Source organism: Alteromonas sp. 5E99-2 (assembly GCF_017368475.1).
GTDB lineage: Bacteria > Pseudomonadota > Gammaproteobacteria > Enterobacterales > Alteromonadaceae > Alteromonas_F.
The window spans coordinates 1-4925 of record NZ_JAFNJE010000023.1; the positions used below are offsets into that span (position 1 = coordinate 1).

At 39.0% G+C, this 4925-nt stretch carries 8 protein-coding genes; all 8 read right to left on the reverse strand.

What is annotated here, in order from left to right:
- Nucleotides 1-93 precede the first annotated feature (93 nt).
- The 8 genes from J3L16_RS15475 to J3L16_RS15510 all read right to left on the reverse strand — a co-directional run bounded on the left by J3L16_RS15475 (nt 94) and on the right by J3L16_RS15510 (nt 4814).
- Nucleotides 94-687 carry a hypothetical protein gene (locus J3L16_RS15475; RefSeq protein ID WP_207613967.1) on the reverse strand — a complete coding sequence of 198 codons (594 nt, stop codon included), beginning with the start codon at nt 685-687 and terminating at the stop codon, nt 94-96.
- Between the two features lie 515 nt (nt 688-1202).
- A complete protein-coding gene (locus J3L16_RS15480; RefSeq protein ID WP_207613968.1) occupies nt 1203-1658 on the reverse strand; it encodes a hypothetical protein in 456 nt (151 codons plus the stop codon).
- 124 nt (nt 1659-1782) lie between these two features.
- Nucleotides 1783-2136, reverse strand: coding sequence for a DUF4844 domain-containing protein (locus J3L16_RS15485; RefSeq protein WP_242698875.1), 354 nt, complete (start codon nt 2134-2136; stop codon nt 1783-1785).
- Between the two features lie 86 nt (nt 2137-2222).
- Complete coding sequence (locus J3L16_RS15490) at nt 2223-2801, reverse strand: pyridoxal 5'-phosphate synthase (RefSeq protein ID WP_207613970.1); 579 nt, start codon at nt 2799-2801, stop codon at nt 2223-2225.
- A gap of 120 nt (nt 2802-2921) precedes the next feature.
- Nucleotides 2922-3224 (reverse strand): hypothetical protein, encoded by a 303-nt coding sequence (locus J3L16_RS15495; RefSeq protein ID WP_207613971.1) that lies wholly within the window; start codon nt 3222-3224, stop codon nt 2922-2924.
- A 133-nt stretch (nt 3225-3357) separates the two neighbouring features.
- A complete protein-coding gene (locus tag J3L16_RS15500) occupies nt 3358-3945 on the reverse strand; it encodes a hypothetical protein (RefSeq protein WP_207613972.1) in 588 nt (195 codons plus the stop codon).
- Nucleotides 3946-4051: 106 nt separating this feature from the next.
- The gene (locus J3L16_RS15505) at nt 4052-4372 is read right to left on the reverse strand and encodes a hypothetical protein (protein ID WP_207613973.1); all 321 of its coding nucleotides are present in this window, start codon (nt 4370-4372) and stop codon (nt 4052-4054) included.
- A 115-nt stretch (nt 4373-4487) separates the two neighbouring features.
- Nucleotides 4488-4814: a hypothetical protein gene (locus J3L16_RS15510; protein WP_207613974.1), complete on the reverse strand. Its 327-nt coding sequence runs from the start codon at nt 4812-4814 to the stop codon at nt 4488-4490.
- Nucleotides 4815-4925: the final 111 nt, after the last annotated feature.

Genomic DNA, 4925 nt, shown 5'->3' on the forward strand with positions numbered 1-4925 from the left:
GCTAACGGGCAAATATGCGGCGCTACAATGGCGAAGCCGCGCCGCGTATTTGTCCCAGTATGGCACGCAGTGGCATACGTGTTAAGCGCCTTGTTATGCATCAATTCCGGGCAACCCCTCGCCTCTAAAAGTAAGTCCTTTGCTAAAGTACTTACAAACGAAATAAGAAGGGAAAGGATAAGGGGCTGCATATTTTTCACCTGAAACCAGTCTGTACAAATATAGGGTGGCGATCATGAGTGCTGAGAGTGAATATATAACATTTTCGAGATTTGCCTCATGGAAATTTGAATGTCTATAGTGCTTGACTAGATTGTAGCTTGACCACCATTTTGGTGGTTTGTTTTTGCTCCATTTTTCCCACGGAACACAATTGAAACCGTGAGTTAAGGTAACTTCAGCATTGATAAACTCGGGGCAATGTTTATTAATAATTTTTTTGTAGTCACCAATTCGACCACTCCGACTTTCATTATTTGGAAAGTCACATTGTGGTTCCAAAATTGTGCATAGGTTTCTAAGTACAGAATCAATCTCTGCACAAGAAAGTTGTAAAATTTTCGAATATTCTACCGAATATGTAGCGTAATTTGCAGTTGTAACTTCAACAAAATGATGAGTTTGTACAAAGTCCTTTTCTAATGACAAAAAGTACATCCAGAAACTTAGAGCCTTTTTTGAATCCATTTAATTCCTCAGTTTTATTGATGCATAACGGTTCACATATGGGGCACAAACTTGCTGGCTATAATGCGCGAAGCGCCAGCCAGCGAGTTTGTGTCCCAATGAGCGAAGCGAATGAACATAATGTGTTTGTTATGTTTTTGATACCCAATAGCCATAGGCCCTCCAGAGAAAATAAACGCCAGAACTAATACAAAAACTTATCGCTAATGGATATTCAATACCTTCAAAATAATATCGATGAGCCCGTCCGTTTTTTAGAAGAGGTATAAAAATTTCAAATCTGACGATACCGTAAATGGCATATGAAATAGACGCCACTCCCCAAAACAACCAGTAGAACAGGTTGCCAAATCTGTTTAATCGCTGCCTACTTTCATCCATATTTAATTAATATCTGAATCCACTAGAAAACATAACGCCGCGGTAAGCTGCGGCTATATAGTTGATTGTGTTGTGGCAGCGTAGCGATCGCCACATAAACAAGCGACGGAATAGCCGTCAGCTTGACCGCTTTGTTATGAGTTTTTATTTGAACACTCGTTAATCCGATCTGAAAGATAGCTGGAGCGGATATAACCACCAACCAAAAGGTTCAATTCGTCACTATCTTCCTCTGGCATTACCCAAACTACATCTTTTCTACGTGAATCTCTACCAACTATTCGTTTGATATTTTCTACTCTAATCAAAACCCTTTCAATGGGGTGCGACCCCTTGGCCTTTGAGGTCTGAAGCCCATCGAAAGCAATTTTTAATTCGTGAATATCTAGCTCTATTCGTGAGCATAGGATAGCACTCGCATCAGAAGAGTTTATTGCTGAAACCAATGGCTCCGTAATGCCCTTTTCCATACCCTTTAAAACGAAAACCACCATGCAAACTATCGGGATGAATAAAACAAATGAGTAGCCAATTACCTTTAGCTTCATTGCTTCTCGTTGATTATATTTTCGTAGATCTTCGCTATCCATACTCATAACTTTTAAATAAGGGGCGCAGACATGTGGGCTATAATGCGAAGCAGCCCTCGTGTATGCGTCCCAGCGAACGAAGTGAGTGACTTAATTTTTTTGTTATGTGCCACCCGATACATCCTTACAAGTAGTAGCTCAATAAGCCATCTGAGCTTTCTATATTTAGGATATCCATAATTATCTCTAAATGGTCCCCAAAGTGTTCTTTCGCCTCAGTGTCTTGCATTTCCATGATTTCTAATTCTGGCAAAAACGTTTCCATGACCCAAAGTTTTGATGGATTTTGCAAAAGGCCATTAATGAGAGTGTTTAAAATTGAGTCTAACATTTTAGTTAATAGCTGTTTTTCGTTTGGAACACTTCCAGGCAGTTCAGCAAACAACTCGCTATCCTTAAAACTTTTTAACTCGGATAATGTGGACTGAGTGATGACCAAGGTCTGATTTTGAACTTCTAATAAAGGACTGTATTCCATATTATCCTCTTGGCACATAACGCCCCAATATGCCGACGAAATGAGCGCAGCGAGTTGAGGTCGGACTAATTGGATTGTTATACCTTTTACGGCTGAAGTAATTGTTTAAACCAGCCATTATCTTTGCACTTAAATAACTCTCGCAGATGTAACCTGCTTTCCTTGAATGTAAGAAACTCAATTGAAACGGGCTTAATACAGTAACCACCCCAATTATTTGGCCTTGGGATAGGTTGCTCTGCAAAACTTGTAGAGACGTCCTGTAGCCGAGTTTTTAAATCGTCCTCTGCAACCAATGGCTCACTTTGATCAAAGGCCGTAGTAGTTAATTGAGCACTTCTGCTTCGAGTTTGCCAAAAAACATCCGCTTCAACGTCGGTTATTACTTCAGCTGTACCTACAACACGAATTTGATAGCCTACATGATCCCACCATATCGTCATTGCGGTTTTTGAGTTATGCGCAATATGCTTACCCTTCACAGAATCAAAGTATGTGCAGAAAACAAACCCTTTTTCATTTGCTGACTTTAGGTCGACAAACCTACCAGACGGAAAACCATCTTTATCTATTGTTGATACACAAACCGCACTTTTTTGCCGCAATGGACAATCGACTAATGCTTCCTGCCACCAGCTTTCAAATTTAATTATCGGATTGTCCATATGTCTCGATCTTATTCAGGTATAACGTCTCAAATAACCGGCACAAACTTGCTGGCTAAAATCAAAAAGAGCCAGCGAGTTTGTGTCCGACCCTGACAAGGGTGAAGTTGATTTGTTTTGTTATACGTCTTCCGGTTCATTAAGCGCGAGATCTAAACTAAAAAATCTAGTATACAGCCACTGCCCAATAACAGCTTGAATGGCTAGAAACCCGGATATAAATCCAATTAGGAATGGCATTGCTACTAGCCCAAACAAGAAACCAGGCAAGGTGTTTGCCGCATAACCAAAAAACTCTGTTGACGAATCCCCGCCAAATATGACCATTGGCAGTGTTGTAATTATGTATAGGATAAAAATTGCAGTTCCAGACGAGGTAAACGTGAATTTAAATGCTGAACCTACTGTGAGACCTTTTTTCATTTTGTAACTTCCATATAAGTTAAAACTGTATTGACGTATAACGCTAAGCTAAGGGGCAAATATGTGGCGCTATAATGGCGAAGCCGCGCCACGTATTTGTCCCTCTTGAGCGCCTTGTTAGAAGCCCGCACGGTCAAGCTCCTGTACTCCATGAATAAAACACGTAGTCTTTATCCGTGTGGTACATGATATCTATTTCGTTCCAATCCAGACTGAGGCCTATTCCAAAATTTATATCACTTAGACCTAGTTCTGATAGAGATGTAGAACTTGATACAAGCATATCGTTTTTAAAAACTCCCCACCGTTCGGGAGCCTCAGACTTATCGCCATCCGATGTCTCTGATATACATAACAATATGCTCCTAACCATACTATCAATTTCCTTACTTACCTGATCAGGTGGCAATTGATTGAATAGATATTTCTCTAATGTAGGAAGCATCCAAACATTAACAATTGAGTCAGTGCTACAGACGTTTGTATCAGTTAATTTCCATTCTTCGTAGAAGTGGAGCTGATAGGTCCATAGAACTATAAACGCCTCTAACTCGTCTTTTATCTCATTTTTGGATAGAACGAAAAAATCAGCGTTACAATAACCCTCATCAAAAGTTCTATATTCAATATGAGTGACATTGATTGCGGAAATGTTTGCAATCAATTTACGTATCACATCCAAGTTGGCCTTTAACTGGCTAAAAGATATTGATAATTCCATTCGATACATCCTAGGGCTTCTAACACCACATTAAGCGGTAATTTGCAGCTGGTTATAATTGAGCGAAGCGAACAACCAGCTGTAAATTGTCCACTTGAATGACTTGTTATAAGCTGCGTTTAACCAACGCAAATTTTCCCTTTACTCGCTGTCCGCGCATACGATTACAAAAAAAGTTATACACTGGGTAAATCGTTGCGGAGCCTATTAGCGAAAATATAAAACCTAAAAACCCGTACATTAATGATGAGAACCAAAACATTGTATTTTCTGAGGCTACATCCGAAGATATATTACTAACAAACAGGTGAAGTCCTACGGCGAAAGCAATACCTACACCTAAACATATCCATACAGCAACAGCCATAAATGAAAAAAAATTGAGTTGTATTCTAGCTTCGTCGCTATATTCTTCTTGAATACTCATATGTGATTTGATTCTCTAAGGGTTATAACTGACAGCTAACGGGCAAAAACGTAATGCAATAATGCCGAAGGCGCATTGCGTTTTTGTCCCGTTTAGCGCCTTGTTATGCGTACTTTTAGCGAATGTGCGCTTTTTTAAAAATGTAGTTATGCTCATTATTGTAACCATAGTAAACACAAAAATCAGGGCAACCTCTGATACTTTCATTTGGCTTAAAGTTATCCTTAAAGGATACTTCTAAATCACAATATTTCTCTCTACATTTCACCAATATGTATAAGTTTGATGTCTCTACATTATTTTTTCTCAAATCATCAATTACCGCAGTCACAGCATTTTTACTGTATTTAGGATATTGATTTTCGTCATAAATAGGAAAGGCTTCGTTACCCAAAACGTTAAACGCACAAAAATATAATAAAATTAGAGCTAAAAACTTCATTGATACTCCTTGTACGCATAACGAGGCTGTAGAATTTATCATTCTCAGCCAGTAATTTTGTAATGCTAAGACAATAATTGACCATGCCAGCTATTTCAATGACTTGTCGAT